At 49.0% G+C, this 19434-nt stretch carries 19 protein-coding genes, 5 tRNA genes and 1 rRNA gene; 2 read left to right on the forward strand and 23 right to left on the reverse strand.

The genetic code is table 11. The features are described from left to right. Positions 1-99: 99 nt before the first annotated feature. The 11 genes from DNH61_RS27205 to DNH61_RS04580 form a co-directional block, all read right to left on the reverse strand. Positions 100-549 carry a YiaA/YiaB family inner membrane protein gene (locus tag DNH61_RS27205; protein WP_245947932.1) on the reverse strand — a complete coding sequence of 150 codons (450 nt, stop codon included), beginning with the start codon at positions 547-549 and terminating at the stop codon, positions 100-102. 130 nt (positions 550-679) lie between these two features. Continuing rightward, positions 680-1597, reverse strand: a complete 918-nt coding sequence (locus DNH61_RS04535) for a hypothetical protein (protein ID WP_111145487.1) — start codon at positions 1595-1597, stop codon at positions 680-682. Positions 1598-1666: 69 nt separating this feature from the next. Next, positions 1667-2005, reverse strand: a complete 339-nt coding sequence (locus DNH61_RS04540; protein ID WP_111145488.1) for a thioredoxin family protein — start codon at positions 2003-2005, stop codon at positions 1667-1669. A 53-nt stretch (positions 2006-2058) separates the two neighbouring features. Continuing rightward, on the reverse strand, positions 2059-3318 hold the full coding sequence (locus DNH61_RS04545) for a DUF4179 domain-containing protein (RefSeq protein WP_111145489.1): 1260 nt from the start codon (positions 3316-3318) through the stop codon (positions 2059-2061). Continuing rightward, a complete protein-coding gene (locus DNH61_RS04550) occupies positions 3294-3830 on the reverse strand; it encodes an RNA polymerase sigma factor (protein WP_111145490.1) in 537 nt (178 codons plus the stop codon). Before DNH61_RS04550 ends, DNH61_RS04545 begins: the two co-directional genes overlap by 25 nt. Positions 3831-3979: 149 nt before the next feature. Continuing rightward, entirely contained in the window at positions 3980-4777 is a 798-nt protein-coding gene (locus DNH61_RS04555) for a class I SAM-dependent methyltransferase (RefSeq protein WP_111145491.1), read from the reverse strand. Between the two features lie 122 nt (positions 4778-4899). Next, positions 4900-5889, reverse strand: a complete 990-nt coding sequence (locus DNH61_RS04560) for an alpha/beta hydrolase (protein ID WP_220036919.1) — start codon at positions 5887-5889, stop codon at positions 4900-4902. A gap of 110 nt (positions 5890-5999) precedes the next feature. Next, positions 6000-6731, reverse strand: a complete 732-nt coding sequence (locus DNH61_RS04565; protein WP_111145492.1) for a TetR/AcrR family transcriptional regulator — start codon at positions 6729-6731, stop codon at positions 6000-6002. Positions 6732-7058: 327 nt separating this feature from the next. Next, positions 7059-7568, reverse strand: coding sequence for a cupin domain-containing protein (locus tag DNH61_RS04570; RefSeq protein WP_111145493.1), 510 nt, complete (start codon positions 7566-7568; stop codon positions 7059-7061). Between the two features lie 126 nt (positions 7569-7694). Next, complete coding sequence (locus tag DNH61_RS04575) at positions 7695-7964, reverse strand: hypothetical protein (RefSeq protein ID WP_111145494.1); 270 nt, start codon at positions 7962-7964, stop codon at positions 7695-7697. Positions 7965-8086: 122 nt separating this feature from the next. Continuing rightward, positions 8087-9778 carry a thiamine pyrophosphate-binding protein gene (locus tag DNH61_RS04580; protein WP_111145495.1) on the reverse strand — a complete coding sequence of 564 codons (1692 nt, stop codon included), beginning with the start codon at positions 9776-9778 and terminating at the stop codon, positions 8087-8089. A gap of 180 nt (positions 9779-9958) precedes the next feature. Here DNH61_RS04580 and DNH61_RS04585 point away from each other — a divergent pair, with 180 nt between their 5' ends. Further along, positions 9959-10600: a hypothetical protein gene (locus DNH61_RS04585; RefSeq protein ID WP_111145496.1), complete on the forward strand. Its 642-nt coding sequence runs from the start codon at positions 9959-9961 to the stop codon at positions 10598-10600. A gap of 112 nt (positions 10601-10712) precedes the next feature. Here DNH61_RS04585 and DNH61_RS04590 read toward each other — a convergent pair whose 3' ends face one another. The 4 genes from DNH61_RS04590 to DNH61_RS04605 all read right to left on the reverse strand — a co-directional run bounded on the left by DNH61_RS04590 (position 10713) and on the right by DNH61_RS04605 (position 14789). Next, positions 10713-11498, reverse strand: a complete 786-nt coding sequence (locus DNH61_RS04590; RefSeq protein WP_111145497.1) for an arylamine N-acetyltransferase family protein — start codon at positions 11496-11498, stop codon at positions 10713-10715. A gap of 225 nt (positions 11499-11723) precedes the next feature. Further along, on the reverse strand, positions 11724-12593 hold the full coding sequence (locus tag DNH61_RS04595) for an SDR family oxidoreductase (protein WP_111145498.1): 870 nt from the start codon (positions 12591-12593) through the stop codon (positions 11724-11726). 96 nt (positions 12594-12689) lie between these two features. Beyond that, positions 12690-13106, reverse strand: coding sequence for an Rrf2 family transcriptional regulator (locus DNH61_RS04600; RefSeq protein WP_111145499.1), 417 nt, complete (start codon positions 13104-13106; stop codon positions 12690-12692). Between the two features lie 240 nt (positions 13107-13346). Further along, complete coding sequence (locus DNH61_RS04605) at positions 13347-14789, reverse strand: RICIN domain-containing protein (RefSeq protein ID WP_245947935.1); 1443 nt, start codon at positions 14787-14789, stop codon at positions 13347-13349. 335 nt (positions 14790-15124) lie between these two features. Between DNH61_RS04605 and DNH61_RS04610 the strand changes: the two genes are divergently transcribed. Continuing rightward, positions 15125-15847, forward strand: coding sequence for a GH12 family glycosyl hydrolase domain-containing protein (locus DNH61_RS04610; RefSeq protein ID WP_111145501.1), 723 nt, complete (start codon positions 15125-15127; stop codon positions 15845-15847). Positions 15848-15956: 109 nt separating this feature from the next. On the opposite strand, the gene ahpF is transcribed toward DNH61_RS04610, so the two are convergent. From ahpF to DNH61_RS04650, 8 genes are all read right to left on the reverse strand, one after another. Beyond that, a complete protein-coding gene (gene ahpF / locus DNH61_RS04615) occupies positions 15957-17486 on the reverse strand; it encodes an alkyl hydroperoxide reductase subunit F (protein ID WP_111145502.1) in 1530 nt (509 codons plus the stop codon). A 17-nt stretch (positions 17487-17503) separates the two neighbouring features. Beyond that, positions 17504-18067: an alkyl hydroperoxide reductase subunit C gene (gene ahpC / locus DNH61_RS04620; protein ID WP_111145503.1), complete on the reverse strand. Its 564-nt coding sequence runs from the start codon at positions 18065-18067 to the stop codon at positions 17504-17506. Positions 18068-18430: 363 nt separating this feature from the next. After that, positions 18431-18516: transfer RNA gene (locus tag DNH61_RS04625), tRNA-Tyr, on the reverse strand. A gap of 7 nt (positions 18517-18523) precedes the next feature. Next, a tRNA-Thr gene (locus tag DNH61_RS04630) sits at positions 18524-18599 on the reverse strand. 27 nt (positions 18600-18626) lie between these two features. After that, positions 18627-18703 (reverse strand) — tRNA-Met (locus DNH61_RS04635). A 12-nt stretch (positions 18704-18715) separates the two neighbouring features. Beyond that, a tRNA-Met gene (locus tag DNH61_RS04640) sits at positions 18716-18792 on the reverse strand. Between the two features lie 3 nt (positions 18793-18795). Then, positions 18796-18886, reverse strand: a tRNA-Ser gene (locus DNH61_RS04645). 108 nt (positions 18887-18994) lie between these two features. Beyond that, positions 18995-19434, reverse strand: a 16S ribosomal RNA gene (locus tag DNH61_RS04650); the annotation flags it as partial.

Raw genomic sequence — 19434 nt, forward strand, 5'->3', positions numbered from 1 at the left:
GACGAACGCACAATCTCGTTAGTTGCTTGAATCTTTGCTTTACTTCACAAAAAAACAGGCCAGCCAACATCCTGTTTGGCAGCCTGTTCTCTTCGTTTATTAGTCTACAATTGCTTCCATTCGTCCTGATTGTCTCTTGTCCTCTTCGTTATCGCGTATCACTTTCTGCAGCGTGAAGCTTGCCATAATCGTACAGAAGACACCCATTCCGTAGTACCCCTTCACAGAGAATGGCTGCTCCAGGTACCAGATGATCCCGCCAAGTGTAAGGGCAGCAGAGACAGCGAAGAATACAAATGCCATAGCTGTGAATGCCATCGTATTGCGCGGCCGGGATGCCTGGGAATTCTTATCCTCTTCATTGTCCCGAATTACCTTCTGCAGGGTAAAGCTCGCCATGATGGTGCAGAAGATGCCCATTCCGTAATACCCTTTGACGGAGAAAGGCTCTTCCAGATACCATATAATTCCGCCTAACGAAAGTGCTACCGATACCGCGAAGAAAACGAATGCCATCGCAGTAAAGGCAGGCGTATTGCGTCGTTTCATTTTGTTTGCCCCCTCATATTCTCTATCTATGAATGTGATTTCATTATATGAGAAGGGCAACCGCGTGTAAATTATCCCAGCTTAAAGATTCGTTAAATTGATTTCCGTCAAGGTGGTTACGACTTAACGATCAGCCGGCCTCTGATCCCGCAGCCCAATCATCCATGATCCTGTTCTCTTCGCCGCCTATTCGGATGTCGTGCTTCTGACCCCTGGAGTCTTGGAGCTCAAAATGGTACTGATCCTCCTGCTCATCATAGCCCTTGGATACAGCCTTAAGCGTGCTCAAGTCAAGCTTTTCTTCATAAGTGTTAAGCAGCTGCTCCATTGCCGCTTGTGTCTCTTCGTTGTAATCAACGTATCCCAAGTGTAGTGACAAGCTTTCCAGATCCTTCTGCTGAAGCGCCTGGATATAACGCTCGGCATCCATAATGATATATGGGTACTCTCCAATCAGCGGCGAATCATACAGCGGTTCACGCTTGTTGTCATCCTGAATCTGCTTCATTGACTGCGATTTGGAATAACGTATGATAAAAGGAATCGAGCGCGTCTCACCGTTTTTCTTACCAACGATGGCGTAGTGCTCAACATAGAACTCAGGGTTTTGTTCGTTCGCCTCGAACTTCAGGGTCAGCTCTTCCAGTCTGTCGAAGTAGAGCTGAAATCCTTCAATTACTTTGGCCATATCTGACTCAGTGTACTCGTTCTCCGCATGCGCCATGAGTGCGGACAATTCCTTCGTATCCTGCTGCTTCAGTGCATTTAGGAAAGTCTCACCATCCTTAGCGGAGACTTGCTCCAATGACCGCAGCCCTTCACTTGACTGAGGATCAGCAACAGAGCTGTCCGCGGCTCCACCGCTCTCAACTTGTTCTTGTCCGGTGTCCTTACCGGCAGAAGATTCGTTCCGCTCTTCGTTGCTATTCGCAGTACCCCGTGCGGTAACCTCTGTCGTATTCGCCTCCTTGCCGCAGCCCGTAACGGCTGTCATTACAGCTGCCGAGATTGCCAGCACGAGTGTCAGCTTCCTTATTTGTTTCTCCATGTTAACTCCTCCAATCCTGTTGTGGTAAGGCTCTATAGATTAGACACCGTACCTCTCGGAAAGGTTCCCTTATTTGCCGGTATACATCTCATAAATCTGTTCAAGCTGCTCGGTTAACCGTTCAAAGCGGACAAAACGGTCCGCTCTAATGTACTCCCTCTGGTTGACCATCAGCAGCATGACGGGAACAGTAAGGATCAGAAACCTCTCGGCCACCTCTTCGACCTGATCCGCATCAATATGCCCCAGCGCGATGAGCGGGTAACGCTCCAGCAGTTCTTTTAGCTTAGGCAGAATAGCGTGACAGATGCTGCAGTCTGCCCTTGATACATACAAGAAAGCCATTTCGTGATGACGAATGAACTCGTCTGCCATCCCGATGGTCGTTAGTTCCTCTGTTTGCTTCACTCTGTTATCCTCCTTGAAATTTAAACATGTATGAACTCACAATCCTAAGGCTCTTATTGCTGCAAATCAACGGTCACTTCCAGTCCTTCCAGAAAGTAAGGGTTAACCTGTCCCGTGCAAATGTTGAGGTTCTCCAATACACTTACATCCTTGAACGTTATCTGGTACCGGTTATTATAGCCCGGCATTCGAACGGGTTCGGGTCTTTTCGCTGGATAGATTCGCTCTCCAGTATCTCTCTCAAGCCAGATATCAGCCGCTTGGTCATAAAGATGCTCTCCCGAAATCTCATAAGTTAATGTGAGCTGGTTCTCTGCATGGTTCTGATCCAATATGGTCAGTGCTCCTGCCGAGCCTTGAGACAGCGTTTTCGGTTTACCGTTCCATTGGGCACTGACTTTGGAAGAGGATGTGGCACTGCCCAAATAAGGCCTGATGGTTATTGTTTCAGGTATGGTATCGAGCGGTTCAAAGTAGTACGCTGATTTGCCATTATCTCGATAACCCTGACTACCATAGCTTAACGGCTTAAGAACACGGCCTGACTCATCGTAAAGCTGTATCCTCATATAAGCTCCCTCCGTCTTGCGGTGATTAAATACCAATTCAGTTGTAGTGGGAAATAAAGTGATGCTTTCATAATCGATCTCTATATGGTTCCAGCTGGCTGGCTTATTAATTGCAAAAGTATAACTCTCACCGCGGCGCTCAACTGGAATTTCGGCTAAAATCTGATTACCTTCAAAGGATACGATGCCAAGTATGAATGAATCCGGCAGCTTATTTGTAGGATTAATGATACGGACTCCCGCGTATGTTCCATCATCAAGTCTTTCTATCGGTTCACCTCCGCTGTAACCGATAGTTTTCCCATTGACCGTATATGAGATTCTCGCTTTGTGGTATTTCTCTACGTCAAATGAAGAAGACGCTGTCCAGCCAAGGTAAATATTGGCTCCATCATACATCACATCAGTGATTGTCAGCACTTGACCATCGATTTGCAGCTGCTGGTCCACTTTCGCTGCCAGATCAAGCTGGCTCCCCCTCTTCAGCCCCTCATCGCCTAGCATCTCGAATACAGAACCGTCATCATGGAAAGAGTTCAAGACATTAACAAAGGTAGGAGATAGATACGACATGCTAACGATATAAGTGAAGACTAATGCCGCCGCTACTATGCCAATGCGCAGCCTGGGCTTCTTGACAGGCTTTCTTTTCAGCTGATTAAGAGTTGACTGGATGCGCTGGTCGATGTGATCTGGCAAAGCTCTATTAACTTGTTTGGTTAATTCCTGCTCCCATTTTTCCATTGAGTCCCCTCCTGTTCTCCCCACACTCTGCGGGCATGCTCACGAGCGCGGCGCAGCCATGTTTTTATTGTGTTTTCGGGCTTCTGATAAATCTCTGCCAAATCCTTAACCGATATGTCCTCGATATGGTAAAGCTTTAAGAGGCTTCTGTCTTCCTCGGGAAGCGTCTGGAGCAGCTGTTCCAGCTCAACCTCTTCATACCCGCCTTCGTTGATGGAAGGTGTTAATAATTCACTGAATTCGATGACTTTTTTATTCTGCCGGTGTACTTGATTACATTCATTAATGACGATCCGCAGCAGCCAGGTTTTGAAATACAGAGGCTCTCTCAAGGTCTTGATCTTCTCAAAAGCTTTAAGTATCGCTTCCTGAATAGCGTCTGCACAATCTGAATCGCTCTTCAATATCGTTCTGGCCACCTGATACATAATGACCTTGTGTGTCATGATCAGATGCTCAAACGCTTGGGTATTGCCTTGTTGAGCTTTTTTTACTGCCTTTGCAGTATCCATTCCATCTCCCCCTCGGCGTTCGGACGTATGTTAGATGTGCGGATCAACGGGGAGGTTTCAATCTGGTTGAAAATAATGTGAAAAGCAGCCGGTCATTATGACCGGCTGCTGCCAAGGGATTCATCACGAATAATATTGTGCAATTCAAATTACTCACTGCCCTTCTGAATCACATACAAACCATGTGAGCTCATACCTAATATGCTGCGCTCCCTGCATGTCTTAAAGTGGTAATCTAACCAGGAATCGAACTGCTCTTCATCGAGTCTGTCTATGCATTCATGTATAGTGTGACTGATTCCATCGGTGCCCGCATGGGCGACTGGTTTGATTTCGAACTGATACATGAAAGCTTCGATTTCATCTGGACTGGTGAAGTAGGCATCCGTCCAAAAGCAGTCCTCGTCTCCTTCCCTTATAATGCCTTCGTTAATGACCTTATCGATCAAGCTATTGCGAATAAATTGCTGGTCTCTTGTTGCGAGCATCGGTATGATGGAGAATTTATTAATATAAGCAACCGCCAGATGCCCTCCTGGTTTCAGAACCCTTAAGCATTCCTTAATGCAGGCGTATCTCTCTTCCTCATTTGTAATATGGTATAAAGGGCCAAAGCACATGACAAAATCAAACGATTCGGATTCAAACCTGCTCAGATCTATAGCATTATCGACATATGCATCGAGTGCTATCCCTGTTTGCTCCGCTTGTTCGCGAATGATATCAATATGCTTCGGTGTGATGTCAATTGCAACAACCTTGTGCTTCCGTTCGGCGTAATAGAAGGAGTATATACCCGCCCCTGCACCTACATCTAAAATATAGGCCCCTTCAGGGATGACAGTCTCAAGCACATGGTTAGTAGTCAAAAATTCGATTCTTCTGGAATTTCTCGAAAACCGAGAAGCTTCATCGATTGATTCGTAGTAGTTGGATACGTTCTCCATGATCAGGAGCCTCCCTGGGCTAAAATCCAAAGATATTATTAATCGCTTACTCACCTTTAGCAGGTAAGACCTATCATTAAAGCCTTGATATAACTGGGCAAATCGGCGTTTTCGCTCTTGAGTTAATTCATATAAGTGTTGAACCAATCGAGCATTTGGCTAGGGTCCTTCGAAAAGTAGGTGTAACCATCCCAGCGCCGAGACGTTCCCTTAATCCAAAAGAGCTTCTTCTCTTCTATCGGAATATTGTCGTATATCGCCTGTATGTCGCTTGGCCGGGTCATCACATCGTCATGAACCTGGTAGAGAAATGTCGGAATCATCACACTCTTTGCAGCTTCAACCGGAGACATATCTTCCAGCCTAAAGCTGTTGTGCAGTCTGATTCGTTCTTCCAGATCGTCGATTCGTTCTGCTGGAATTCCTGCAAGAGACAGAGACTGCTCAAGTGTAACGCGGACGGAAAGCGGCTGCGGTGCGACCATGCAACGGACATCCCGGAACGCTTCGGGGTATTTGGCCATGGCGAACATGGTGGCGTTGCAGCCCATACAACGGCTGAACAGACCAATGGTCATATCACGCAAATTCTCGCGGCTGCGAACGTAATTCAGCGAGCCGATGACATCCCGTGCTTCGAAAATGCCTGCAGTGATGATACCTCCGTTGGCCGCTCCGCTGTGGCCAAAGTTACGGAAGTCATAGGTCAAGACATTGTACCCGGCATCGTGCAATATTTTGTAGTCCGGTACGAGATTGACCTCAAAATCGTTGCCTCCGGCGGCGCCGAGCATTTTCCATGGTTCAAGGTGAGATGGAAGACCGGAGCGGCTGAACCAGAGCGGATGATTTGCTATGACGAGCTTATTCGAGCCAGAGGCTGGAATGAACCAGCCCTCCAATGACACACCATCCAGAGAAGGGAACGTTACTTCCTCACATTCAAGATCATACTCCGCTGGCGTGTGCATGATGGGGGAGCGAAGTGCAGTGCCGAAGCCATTTGCGGTCGCCTGCAGAATCTGTTCGATTTGTTCTTCAGATAAAGCACGCTGTCCCTGTTTTCCACTTTCAGGATCAAGATTATCGTGTTCCGTTGTAGTCTGAGTCATTTTAACTTACCTCCTTGGGTGTTAAAAAACAGCACAACAGTATCCTTGCACTTACGATCAGGACCAAGAAACCGTGAGACGGCAGGCCGACATGTCAGCAGACAAACATGTTATCGAATAGTATTTGTGCCCCCAGCGAGTATGTCGAGCCAGTCATGCAGCAGTGACGTTTCCGAAGCTCTCAAGGTCGAGACTTGGCCTCTCGGCAATTCATCACGCAGACGGGCTGCGGCGGCTGCAATTTCTGGAGATGCAGGATGGCTTCCGTAAGGGGAATCCGGGCCAATCACCGCTGCCATAACCGCTTCACGGGTAATGAAGACCAAGGGATCGGAATCGGCACTATTAGTACGGATGAGTTGAAGTGTTACCCCGATAGCGGCGGATTCCACGACATCTGTCGCTAACTGGATAGGCAGCCGCAGTCGGCCGGCAGCTTCAAATTCGCTCATGAATTTCAACAGCTCGGACCGGGCAGTAGAAACTGCGGGAGACATGTTGCGAATCAGCGGCCGGCCGTACATCAGGTCGTACAGCGCAGGGTTGCCCACTCCAAATTCGACGTGCATGTCCCACCCTCGGCGGAAGTCGGTGATAAGGTCACCCGTACGGCCAACCTTTCGTTTTGACTCGAGGTATCGCTCGAATGCTTCATTAACAACAGTTTGTACTAAACCATCCTTATCGCCAAAATAGTGATACAGAGTCGGCGGCTTTACACCTGCGGCTTCGCATATCGCCCGATTTGAAATTTCTCCTGTTGTTGAGGCGGCCAGCAGTTGGGTTGTGACATCCAAGATTCGCATCCGCGTCTCATTCGAAATATCAGAATCTTGAACCATACGATCACCTCCTTATTTTTAGATTAGCGGGAAACCAAATGGCTCGCATTCTGTTAGTATACTTATGATACATTATATACTGTGAAATTGTCTACCGTCGATACATTGATAGGATCTGTTAAAGGTCGCAATCAATTGAATGTATATTGTGCTCAGCTTTTGATAATTCAGTAAATATTAACATATTCACTGCAAAAAGCACCCCTTAGAAGGTCATGGGACCTTATCAGGAGCGCTCGACTGGTGGGATTTTCAGTGATGATTCAAGCCAATAGTCGGCCCTGCCGCCCGCAAGATTATAGTTGCCGTACCCGGAGTTATACTTTATTATTTCATGATTGCTGCTGCCTTGGTTACATGCACCGTACCCCTCGGATGCTCAGGCGGAGCATAGATGACGTATACTTTTAAGGGAATGGTGCCCGTGTTGGTGATATTGTGCCACTTGCCTGCAGGGATCATGATTGCATAATCATCATAGGCTGGTTCCTGGAAATCTAAGTTGTCTTTTGAGTCACCCATTTGGACTAATCCCTGCCCCTGCTCAATCCGTATGAACTGATCTGTTGTTGGATGGACCTCCAGGCCAATGTCATCACCAACATTAATGCACATCAGGGTGACTTGAAAGTATTTACCTGTCCACAATGCGGTGCGATAGTTCGTGTTTTGTTTAGCAGCTTGCTCAATATTCACAACAAACGGGTTTGGCCCATGATCAGTCAGCTTACTGCTGCGATGATAAGGATAACAGCTGGCATGGGAGTTGACCGGGAAAAATTGACCACTCCAACTACTATAACCTGCGTTTGCCTGCTGGTAATAATAAGGATACATGCGTATCTTCCTCTCCACGTAGACTTAATGCCCCTCATAGCCTATGCTGCTGCCTAGGAGAATGGTTACGATACGGGGGGTATTAGTCTGGGGAGAATCGGCGAACAGGCAGGAAACAGGCAGAAATCATGAACAATTCTCGTCGACTTGAACGGTATCATTCTTGATGATGACGGTTGAATAACCGGATAATGATTCTGTATAAGAGCATACCGATTCCGTGACACGGCGGCCTTGCTCGTCCGTGAATTGCATATATACACTGCTTTCACCTGTTACTTTAAGATCCGGCTTAATCGTCCTTTCCTCCCCACTGGCAATTTCCAGTTTGCGTTTATCAAATCTGCCTTCTGTAGCACCTTCCATACTGGTATCAATTCCGAATTCTACTGACACAATCTTCGAATCCGATTGATTCTCACTTCTATCAACGAAGCCTTCACAATATATGCGAAAAAACCGACCCTTAGAGGGTCGGCTCATAGATCCGGACCATATATTGAACAAGCCCCGAATGTCTATATCTTGCTGTGCGGAACGGTTGGCGACGATGCGCTGACATCGATTAGGACAGGCTTATCTGACTGTAATGCCTTTTCCATACAGCTGCGGAGCTCCTCCGATGTGTGAGCCCTGAAGCCGATCCCCCCTAACGCTTCAGCCAACCGGACAAAATCCGGGTTGTCCAGCTTGCTTCCGATTGTGTCGAGACCCGTCAGCTCCATACGATTCTTCTCGATCGCATAGGCGTTATTATTAATAACAACCAGGACAAGCGGTATACTTTGCGCTGCCGCTGTCTTTAGCTCCATAATGGTCTGCACCACGCCGCCGTCCCCGGCAATGGCCACAACAGGCTGGTCGGGGAAAGCATGCTTGGCGGCAATTGCCGCCGGGAGCGCAAATCCCAATGTGCGCCAGCGTCCTGACAGCAGCAGCCGCTGACCACGGTTGTCGAAGCAGCGATTGAACCATATCGAATGGTCGCCTGTATCGACCGCAATAATCGCATTCCCGGGGATCGACTCTGAGAGGTCACGCATAATGCGCTGGGGAGCGAGCGGCGACCCGGCCTGGGTGGTCTCCTGTTCCAATCGTTCTGACCATACATTGCGCACCTCAGATATGCGCTGTTTCCATGCAGACTTGGCTTCCTCATTCTTCTTCCTTCGCTTAGCCATACTGGCAAGCCGCGGCATTATATCCCGCAAATCTCCAACAAGTCCGCGCAAAAGACCATGCCCTATCCCGATGTTCTCACGTGCGGCGTCTATCTGAATCATATTCACGCCTTGGGGAGTGAATTCCTCCGGCCACCAGGTCGCACCCAAGATAATGATAAGGTCGCTCTCTCTCATCAACAGGCTTGTCGCTTCACTTCCTGCCAGCCCAAGTCCGCCTGCATACAAAGGATGGCTGTTAGGGAACAAATGCTTCGCCGGCATTGTTGTCGCAACAGCAGCACCCATTTCTTCCGCAAATACCTTAGTATCCGGCTCCGCTCCATAAACCCCTCCTCCAATGAGCAGCATTGGTCTGATGGCGGCCGCCATCAGGTGGAAAACCTCCTCGACTTCCTTCTCCGGAGCGAGAAGCGGCTGATGAAGATGAGCGGAATACGGCAGTACAGCACCCTTAACCTTCTCCGCGAACATCAGCTTGGGAATGGATAGATGGGTGACCGCCCCTTGAAGGCTGCTCATGATAAGACAATGCTGAAGCAGGCCTGGAAGAGCGTCGGGGTGCGCAAGCAGCTCCGAGAATGCTGCAAGCGGCGCTACGGTCAGCTGCTGCTGCACATACTGCTTCGTATGCAGTCCAATCTTCGGTGCATCAACCTGTCCAGTGATCGCAAGGACTCCTACCCGGTCGGCAAAGGCATCACCTAAGCCATTCAGCATATTAACAAGCCCTGGTCCGCTGGTGCCGATTACAGCGCCAACCCCGCCGCTCAGCTTGGCATCTGCCGATGCGGCCAGCGCTGCGGCATTCTCATCAAGGAATGGAATGTACCTGATATCCCGCTGCCGGGAAATGGCGTCCAGCAGCAGCAGATTCGCGTCACCAATTACTCCATATATTCGGGAAATTCCCCAGTTCACAAGCAGCTTCAGTATATAATCCGCAACCGTCAGCCCTAGATCAGGCATCTTCATATCGGCATTGACCGGCTGCTGCTTGTCTGTCCGTTCCTGTAACAAATCCGGCATCGAGGCCCTCTCTCCCTTCATGCGGTAGTTTCCAGATCGCATCGCTTAGTATATCTTGGGAGCGTATGAGCTATGCATTTTTACCCAGGCGCCCCGCTAGCGGATGATCATGCATAAGCCTTATCGTACAGGGAGATTCTAAGGGATATGTTTCCATGTGAGATTAAAGGAGGCAATACAATGAGCCCGTATAAAACTATGCTTGGAGCTGTGCTGCTGTTCATGCTAGCGATTGCTCCTTGTGCTGCCCTTCCCTTCGTCCATGCCGATGTTCCTCAGAAATCCGAATCGAGGTCGGAAGGGCTCATGTCATCCAAAGAAGCGGAGAAGGCCATCGCAGGGGTTGCACAGGAAGCCATTCTGGCTCTCAAGAACAAGGATGCCAAAGCTCTGCAGAAGCTCGCCCATCCTGACAAAGGTATTCGCTTTACACCGTACGCTTACGTCGATCTGAAGCATGATGTTCGCTTGAGCCGTGAGCAATTAAGTCATGCTTTCAAGGATTCCACCGTTTATGAATGGGGCGCCTATGATGGAACCGGTGATCCGATTAAGCTGACCTTCAACGAATACTACGAATCTTTTATTTTCAACCGGGACTACAGCAAGAGTGAACAGGTTGGCTTTAATGAAGCCGTTATGCAGGGAAATACAATCAACAACATAAGGGAAGCTTATCCGAACGGTGTGTTTGTTGAATATCATTTCAGCAAAGGGCCGGATGGCAACGTAATGGGCTTGAGCAGTCTGCGGCTTGTATTTGAACAGCTGGCTGGGCAATGGTACCTTGTCGGGATTATTCATGACGAGTGGACGATTTAGATATGCCCAGCAAGCATTAACGTGAAGACCCCGCCTGAATAGGCCGGGTTTTCACTATTCCATTATACCTATGATTGCAGACAGCCTTGCTGAGCAGCACCACTTCTTGAAATTATTCAAAATACTGGACTCTTAGCTCTGCGAACTGCTTTGGTTGAATTGTTTCTTTGTGAATTACTCCATTATCAGAGATCGTCAGGGAGGTGTCGGTCAGTGTTATGCTGCCGCTCGTTGTCAGCCTCGTTATGAGAGGCCGCTTGTTGAAATTAGACTCGGAATGCTCAGCGATTGTCCTCTGGATCGAATTGCATTCCTCTAAACCAATCGGCTGCTTCGAATCGAAAGCAAAGCCTGGACGCCAATCATCATCCTTATGCCGCAGCTTCATCTCAAACAGCTGGTCGCCATGTTCGGCATGCTCACCCTCAGCCGGCCTTACACGAAAATGACCGTTCGCACTTTCAACCGGCTCGCCCGTCATCGGCACAAGCCGCAGAGGCAGGTTTCCGCCAAACCCGGTATCGGCGATATAATGACATCCATCGTGCTGAAGCATAATCGTGACATGCGTTCTGCCAGCCGCTGAATAGGCCTGCTTCTCGGCATTATACACAATGCCTCGCACCAGCGCTGCATCGAATCCATTGGCGAGCAGGAAGGCATGAAACAGCGTATTCAGCTCGTAGCACAGCCCTCCCTCGCCTTTGATCAGAATCTTGTCAACCAAGCCGGGTATCGTGACCGGTTGAATTCGATTTTCCATGATGCACATATTCTCGAATGGTATTGTCCGTCCTGTAAGCTCCAGTATGTCATTCAAGTCTGTGAACGAGAGCTTATCCGTATTGGTGTAACCTATCCGCCCACGAAACAGGCTGTTGAGATGCTGCGTATCCATTATGTCCCTCCGTGCTTCAGTTTTTATTAAACGGCACCATATAATGAATGATCATCTAGCCGGCAAAAGAGTTGTCATAAGATAAATTATGTAAACGACAGTTAATCACTGCATTCATCATCCTTATTTTACCACAAGATCTGTTCATGAAGGGGATACAGTTTGGGTACAGAAAAAAGCAGCCGGCTACAACCAGCTGCTTCTGTTCCCATTTAATAGTTGGTGTTATTCTTGATTGCTTACGTTAAGGAGTTGGATCAGCGCCTCCTTAATTGGCGTAAGCGGCCGGCCGAGCAGCTTCTCCATATCGCTGCTTTCAACCTCCAGAGCGCCTTCCCGAATACCCTTCTCGATACCTGTAAGGATCGGGACAACAAAATCGGGTACACCGGCCTCCTTCATGATTTCGGCAAACTTGGCGTCATCAACCTGCAGTACGGGCACTTCCCGGCCTAATACAGAGCCAATGAGGGATACTAACTCTTCCTGCGTCCGCAGCTTGCCCCCAAGCTCATAGATCGTATTCTCATGGCCACTGCCTGCCAGCACAGCTGCTGCCGCTTCTGCATAATCCTGCTGTAAAGCCCAGCCTGCTTTGCCAGAGCCTGCGGATGTAACCCATGCCTGGCCATTAGCCGCGCCTTGAATCTTCCCAAGCTCATTTTCCAGGTACCAATTATTGCGCAGGAAGGAATAAGGTATGCCTGTCTGGATAATCGCTTCTTCTGTCACGCGGTGAACTTCAGCAAGGAATAACGTACTCTCTCTTGCGTTGGTCGCACTGGTATAGGCAATGAATCCGACCTGCGCCCGCTTAGCTGCTTCTACTGCATGAGCATGCTGCCGGATTCTGGTTTCCGTGTCGCCATCAGTCGAAATGATCAGCAGCCGGTCTATATCTGCAAAAGCCGAATCAAGTGTCTCTGGCTGATCAAAGTCGCCCTGTCGGACGTCTACTCCTCTTGCCTTTAAACCTGCTGCCTTCTCCGGGTTCCGAACGCTGACCGCGAGCTGGTTCGCAGGGACCATCTTCAATAGCGTCTCCACTACTTTGGATCCAAGTTTACCTGTTGCGCCTGTAACTAACATCTTCATAGGTTTGTCCCTCCAATAATTTAATGTAATTGCATGAGATATAACCACTTTGGTTACAACTAATGTATAAAATAAAAGCTCTTCATGAGCTCTCATTTAATTAAATCTTGCTATGAGCTGACTCAATGTTGTTTGAGCTAATCGCTGTTCCATAGCGGACTGAGCCTCGCTTAATTCGGATTGGAGAACGGATTCGATATTCCGTCCAACCTGGCAGCGTACATTGGAGTCTTCGTGAACGCCAAACAAACGGTTATCCTCCGTCACATTGACGGCATGGTAAATATCAAGCAGCGTAATAGCCTCAGGCTCTTTCAGCAGGAAAGCCCCCCCTACCCCAGGACGGACATCCACCAGCCCTGCCTTCTTTAACATTCCCATAATTCTGCGGATTACAACCGGGTTGGTGTTAACACTTCCAGCTATATAATCGCCAGTAACTTCGTTCGGACTCAGCGTGATCAGGGACAGGATATGGACTGCCATGGAAAAGCGCGTGCTTATCTGCTTCACTATCATCACCACCGTTGTAACCAGTATAGTTACTTCGCAAGCTGATGTCAAACGCAAGAAAAAGGACACATTCTATCCTGCGAATGTGTCCTCGGGTTCTTGCCTACAGATGCGAGCCGCCGCTTGCGTCGACCGCCTCAAGGCGTAGAATTGTTCCTCCTTCGTACCCTTCTATTGAAGGCGAGGTTTATCGATTTATATACTAGGCTGTGCTTCTGTACTTAAACCTTCCTTGAGCATCTAATCAGCGGGAACTATCCGCCACTTCTGATTGGCCCCGCCCCAATAGCTGTACTGGATGACATTGGATCCGTTCGTGGTACCGGTGGCATCGAGCGCCCTGCCGCTGTTGCGGTTTACGATCCGGAATGCGCCACCGCCCGCCTCCACCAGACTCCATTGCTGGTTATTGCCGCCCCAATAGTCATACTGAATGACATTACCATGATCCGCGGTGGATGATCCTGACACGTCCAGGGCTCTCCCGCTGTTCATATTCACGATCTGGTAATAGTTGCCCACCTGCTCAATCCGCCATTTCTGATTAGCGCCGCCCCAATAGCTCCAGATGTCAACATTTGCACCGTTAGCCGTTGACTGCTGGCTGACCTCCAATGTAAGGCCGCTCTCCACGTTCTCGATCTTGTATGCCGTGTTCGGGTTAAAGAGCCCGCCGCTGCTGCTCCCCGTAATAACGCCAGTTGCCGTGTCGATATCCACGCTGGGATACCAGTTCATCTCAAGCGTATTCGCTGTCGGAAAGCTAAGCGGCAGCCATACATACTTGGAGTTGTTCACCGGTTCGCTCCATGCACCTGCCCAGCGGTCCCCCATATACAGATAGGACGTCGTCGTGCTTCCGCTGACCGGAATGACATAAGTGGACTGTGAACCATAGGTCGTCGAATCTCCGAAGTTAGCCGGATTTGTCCAGGTCCCTTCAATACTGGTGGCTGTCGAGTATTTGGCCTGATTAGGATTCCAGCCAGTTGCTCCAGAAGTAATCAGGAAGTAGGTTGATCCCCGCTTGAAGACGGCAGGTGCCTCGCGGTACTGTCCGATGAACATGGTCTGCACGAGTGTATCCACACTGAGAAAATCAGACGACAGACGGAACACATTCATGTCTGCGTTGACTCGTGTGGAGGAAAACAAGTAAGCTGTTCCATTGTCGTTATATACCGTCATATCTCTGGAATCATGCCCGAGCGGACGGAAGCTGCCATGATACGTATAAGGCCCCTCAATACTGGAGGCGGATGCGACGGCGACACGGCCTTCGCCATAATCAACTCCATTCTCCTTATGCATCCACATCACGTATTTTCCTGTCGACGCGTTATAGAGCAGCTTGGGCCGTTCAATATTAGCAGTTGCAAGCTCTCCGCCCATGGACTTCGTGAGCAGGTGGGAACGAAACTCCCAGTTCTTAAGGTCTGTTGACCGATACAATGATACGAGATTAGTACCGTCGCGATTTTCCCCAAGCCAGTAATAATAGCTGCCCTGCTTCAACATTCCGCCGCCATGCGCATGAACGATATTCCCGTTCGTGTCCTTGAATTGTATGCCGTTCGACACGTTCACAGCTGCTGCCTTAGCAGCGTCCGTCATTGGGCCTAATCCCATCAGACAGCCAAGCAATAAAGAAGCAATCAGCATAATCCCGAGCTTGTTTTTCATCAATAATCCCTCCTTTGTACCATATTATTAAGCGCTTACACCATTTATTCTGGCGACACATCCCCTCCTTCACAATTTGCTGCGTTATCGTCTTGAAGTGGACGTCACACGATCTGACAGCATCTTCTAATATTTTTATATGATTTTTCCTCTAATTTACATGGTAGTTTTGGATAAATAATGCTATATAATTAGTTTGTAAGCGCATACACTTAATGTTTTGTTTTGTGGCGCTATCACTTTCCGGGAAGGAGGCTTCTGAGCTTTTACCCTATGACTGAACGTCAGAACAGACTGAACAGCCTGCACCACATCAAATTTGAGGAGATGAACTAATGAAGAAAAAACGGTTTGGCGTATCCCTAATAGTAGCCCTGGCTGCGGTCGTGACGTTAACTGCGAACGCTTTTGCAGCTGTCTGGAGTACGTCGGAGCAATACGGTAACTGGACGAACAGCGGTTATATCGTATATAACAATATCTGGGGCTCAGGAGCCGGGCCGCAGAGCATGTGGGCAAATTCGTACAGCAACTGGGGCGTTTGGGCGCAGCATCCTGGCACTGGCGGCATTAAATCATACCCGAACAGCACGAAGGATGTTAACAAGAAGCTCAGCGCGCTGTCCAGTGTCAAGAGCAGCTTTAATGTAACGGTACCTACAAGCGGCACCGATTTTGTAACCGCTTACGACATCTGGGCCGGCAACTATGCCTATGAAATTATGCTCTGGATGAATCACTATGGCGGTGTTAAGCCAATCTCTTATAACTGGGATGCGCAGGGCAACCCCGTGCCAGTGTTCAAGAACGTCAGCGTTGGCGGGCATACCTGGAACGTATACCGCGGCACGAACGGACATAACGAGGTATTCTCCTTCGTAAGAACGAGCAAGACCAATTCGGGAACTGTAGACGTTCTTGGTGTTATGAATTGGATTAAGGCCAGAGGCTGGTACAATGATGTCGTTCTCGACCGCGTTCAGTTCGGCTTTGAGATCACTTCCTCCCCTGCCGGCTTGAACTATACAACCAACAGCTTCTCCGTGACGTCGAACTAACCGGGGAACGACAGACAGCAACAATGTGATTCAATAAAAACAAACCACTGCATTATACAGCCCTGTAAGCCGGGTCTGTATAACGCAGTGGTCTTTTTTTGCTGCTTTATTAGTTTCGAATCAGATAATCAAAAGCACCTAGTGAAGCAGTAGCACCAGATCCCATGGAAATGATGATTTGCTTATACGGGCTGTTGGTACAGTCACCGGCTGCAAATACGCCAGGCATACTGGTTGCGCCATGCTGATCGACAACGATTTCGCCCATGCGAGTCCGCTCAATCGATTCACCAAGCCAGTCCGTATTAGGTACGAGACCAATCTGTACGAACACGCCTTGAAGCTCAACGTGCTTCGTTTCGCCTGTTTCCCGCTCTACGTATGCAATGCCGTTGACTTTATCATCGCCTGTAATTTCCTTGGTCTGAACATTCTTCAGCACCGTAACGTTCGGCAGGCTGTACAGACGCTGCTGCAGCACTTCATCCGCCTTCAGTTCTGCATTATACTCGAGAACCGTTACGTGCTTCACGATGCCGGCCAGGTCAATTGCAGCCTCTACGCCTGAATTGCCACCGCCGACAACCGCAACATCCTTGCCTACGAATAAAGGTCCGTCACAGTGCGGGCAGTACGCCACGCCCTTGTTCTTGAACTCGATTTCGCCAGGTACTCCGATATTACGCCAGCGTGCTCCAGTGGAGAGGATGACCGTCTTGCTCTTGAGCACAGCGCCGCTCTCGAGTTCAAGCTCGATCAGGTCCTTCCGTTCCAGACGCTTAGCACGCTGCAGCTTCATGACATCGATATTGTACTCCTTCACATGCTCTTCCAGACTTGCAGCCAGCTTGGGGCCTTCCGTCTGCTTCACGCTTATGAAGTTCTCAATACCGAGTGTGTCCAGAATCTGGCCGCCAAAACGCTCGGCTACGATACCGGTACGAATACCTTTACGAGCCGCATAGATAGCCGCGCTGGCGCCAGCTGGTCCGCCGCCGACAACCAGAACATCGAACGGTTCTTTGTTGTCGAGCTCGGATACATCTGCCGTACTGCCCAGCTTGGCAAGAATTTCCTCAATGGTCATGCGTCCGCTTCCGAATGTCTCACCATTCATGAAAACAGTTGGAACAGCCATGACATTCTTGCTTTCCACTTCTTCCTTGTATGCTGCCCCGTCAATCATGGTATGCGTAATGCCCGGATTCAGGACACTCATCAGATTGAGTGCTTGTACAACATCAGGACAGTTGTGACAGCTCAGGCTGACATAAGTTTCGAAATGGTATTCACTTCGAATGTTCTTGATTTGGTCAATAACGCTCTGGTCTACCTTAGGTGCTCTGCCGCTGACTTGAAGCAGTGCCAGGACCAGCGACGTAAACTCATGTCCGAGCGGGATGCCGGCAAATGTTACACCCGTGTCTTCGCCAGGGCGGTTGACACTAAAGCTTGGTGTCCTGTTAAGCTCGGTTTGCTCAACCGTAATTCTGGATGACATGCTGGCTATTTCATTAACCAAATCCGTCATCTCTTGAGATACGTCGTCAGATCCAGCACTGACCTTCAACACGATGTCGCCTTCCATCAGTTGAAGATATTGTTCTAGCTGTGTTTTTATCTCGTTATCCAGTGCCATTCTAATTTCTCCCTACTTTAGATCTTGCCAACAAGATCAAGACTTGGCTTCAGTGTTTGGCCGCCTTCTTGCCATTTTGCCGGGCAAACTTCACCTGGGTTGTTTCTAACATATTGTGCTGCTTTAATTTTGTTAACCAGTGTGCTCGCGTCACGGCCGATACCGCCTGCATTGATTTCTACAGTTTGCACAACACCATCCGGATCGATGATGAATGTACCGCGCTGAGCCAGACCGTCAGCCTCATCCAGTACTTCGAAGTTGCGGGAGATCGTGTGCGATGGGTCGCCGATCATGATGTATGTGATTTTACCGATTGTTTCCGAGCTGTCATGCCATGCCTTGTGTGTGAAGTGAGTGTCCGTGGATACGGAATATACTTCAACGCCAAGGCCTTTCAATGTTTCGTACTGATTCTGCAGATCCTCAAGCTCAGTCGGGCAAACGAATGTGAAGTCTGCCGGATAGAAGCATACAACGCTCCACTTGCCTTTGAAATCAGCGTCAGTAACCTCGATGAAAGAGCCATTCTGATACGCGGATGCTTTAAACGGTTTTACTTCAGTTCCTACTAGTGACATAAAGAAAATCCTCCTTGGTCAATTAAAGTTTATTGGTCTTTCCATGGTGCTGAACATATACTTCCTTCTTATCGAATACGAAATTCGATTTACACACATTATTATATTAGAATGATAATAAATATCAAGGGCTTTTTGTAAATTCATATATGTACATTTTTTTACGATTGGTTTTTATGCCTTCGTTCGGCAGTCGGAAAGCCAAACCATCCACTAACAATATAATAGCTGAAATGAGGTGGATAAGCCAGGCCGTACAATTGCGGGAGACCGAGTTCACTAAATTGACGCAGCAAAAAGCCCTCTATCCAAAGGATAAAGGGCTGGGCTTTATAAGCCAGTTCATTCATAGTTAGATTATACTGGTGGAGGATGATGGATTCGAACCACCGAACTCGTCAGAGAACAGATTTACAGTCTGCTGCGTTTGGCCACTTCGCTAATCCTCCGTAATGATGGTGCCGGCGAGAGGACTTGAACCCCCAACCTACTGATTACAAGTCAGTTGCTCTACCAGTTGAGCTACACCGGCGTATACCGTTTTATTGCATTAAAAGCTTGGTTGCGGGGGCAGGATTTGAACCTGCGGCCTTCGGGTTATGAGCCCGACGAGCTACCGGGCTGCTCCACCCCGCGTCAGTATAGATATGGTAGCGGCGAAGGGAATCGAACCCCCGACCTCACGGGTATGAACCGTACGCTCTAGCCAGCTGAGCTACACCGCCACATGGCGGAGAGCGAGGGATTCGAACCCTCGATACGCGGTTAACGTATACACGATTTCCAATCGTGCTCCTTCGACCACTCGGACAGCTCTCCAGATGAAAGAACCATTGTTCTTTCAAAACTGACAACGAACGATTAGCCGTCTATCGTGCACTCTAGAGTGCTGTTATTGTTCCCTGAACAGGGAACGATATTCCTTAGAAAGGAGGTGATCCAGCCGCACCTTCCGATACGGCTACCTTGTTACGACTTCACCCCAATCATCTACCCCACCTTCGACGGCTGGCTCCTGAGCATCGCTTCCGATGTGCGTTTCTTGCGAAACGCTTCAGGTTACCCCACCGGCTTCGGGTGTTGTAAACTCTCGTGGTGTGACGGGCGGTGTGTACAAGACCCGGGAACGTATTCACCGCGGCATGCTGATCCGCGATTACTAGCAATTCCGACTTCATGCAGGCGAGTTGCAGCCTGCAATCCGAACTGAGACCGACTTTGATAGGATTGGCTCCGCCTCGCGGCTTCGCGACCCGTTGTATCGGCCATTGTAGTACGTGTGTAGCCCAGGTCATAAGGGGCATGATGATTTGACGTCATCCCCACCTTCCTCCGGTTTGTCACCGGCAGTCATCTTAGAGTGCCCA

Origin of the sequence: Paenibacillus sambharensis (genome assembly GCF_003233845.1) — a bacterium.
Lineage (GTDB): Bacteria > Bacillota > Bacilli > Paenibacillales > Paenibacillaceae > Paenibacillus_I > Paenibacillus_I sambharensis.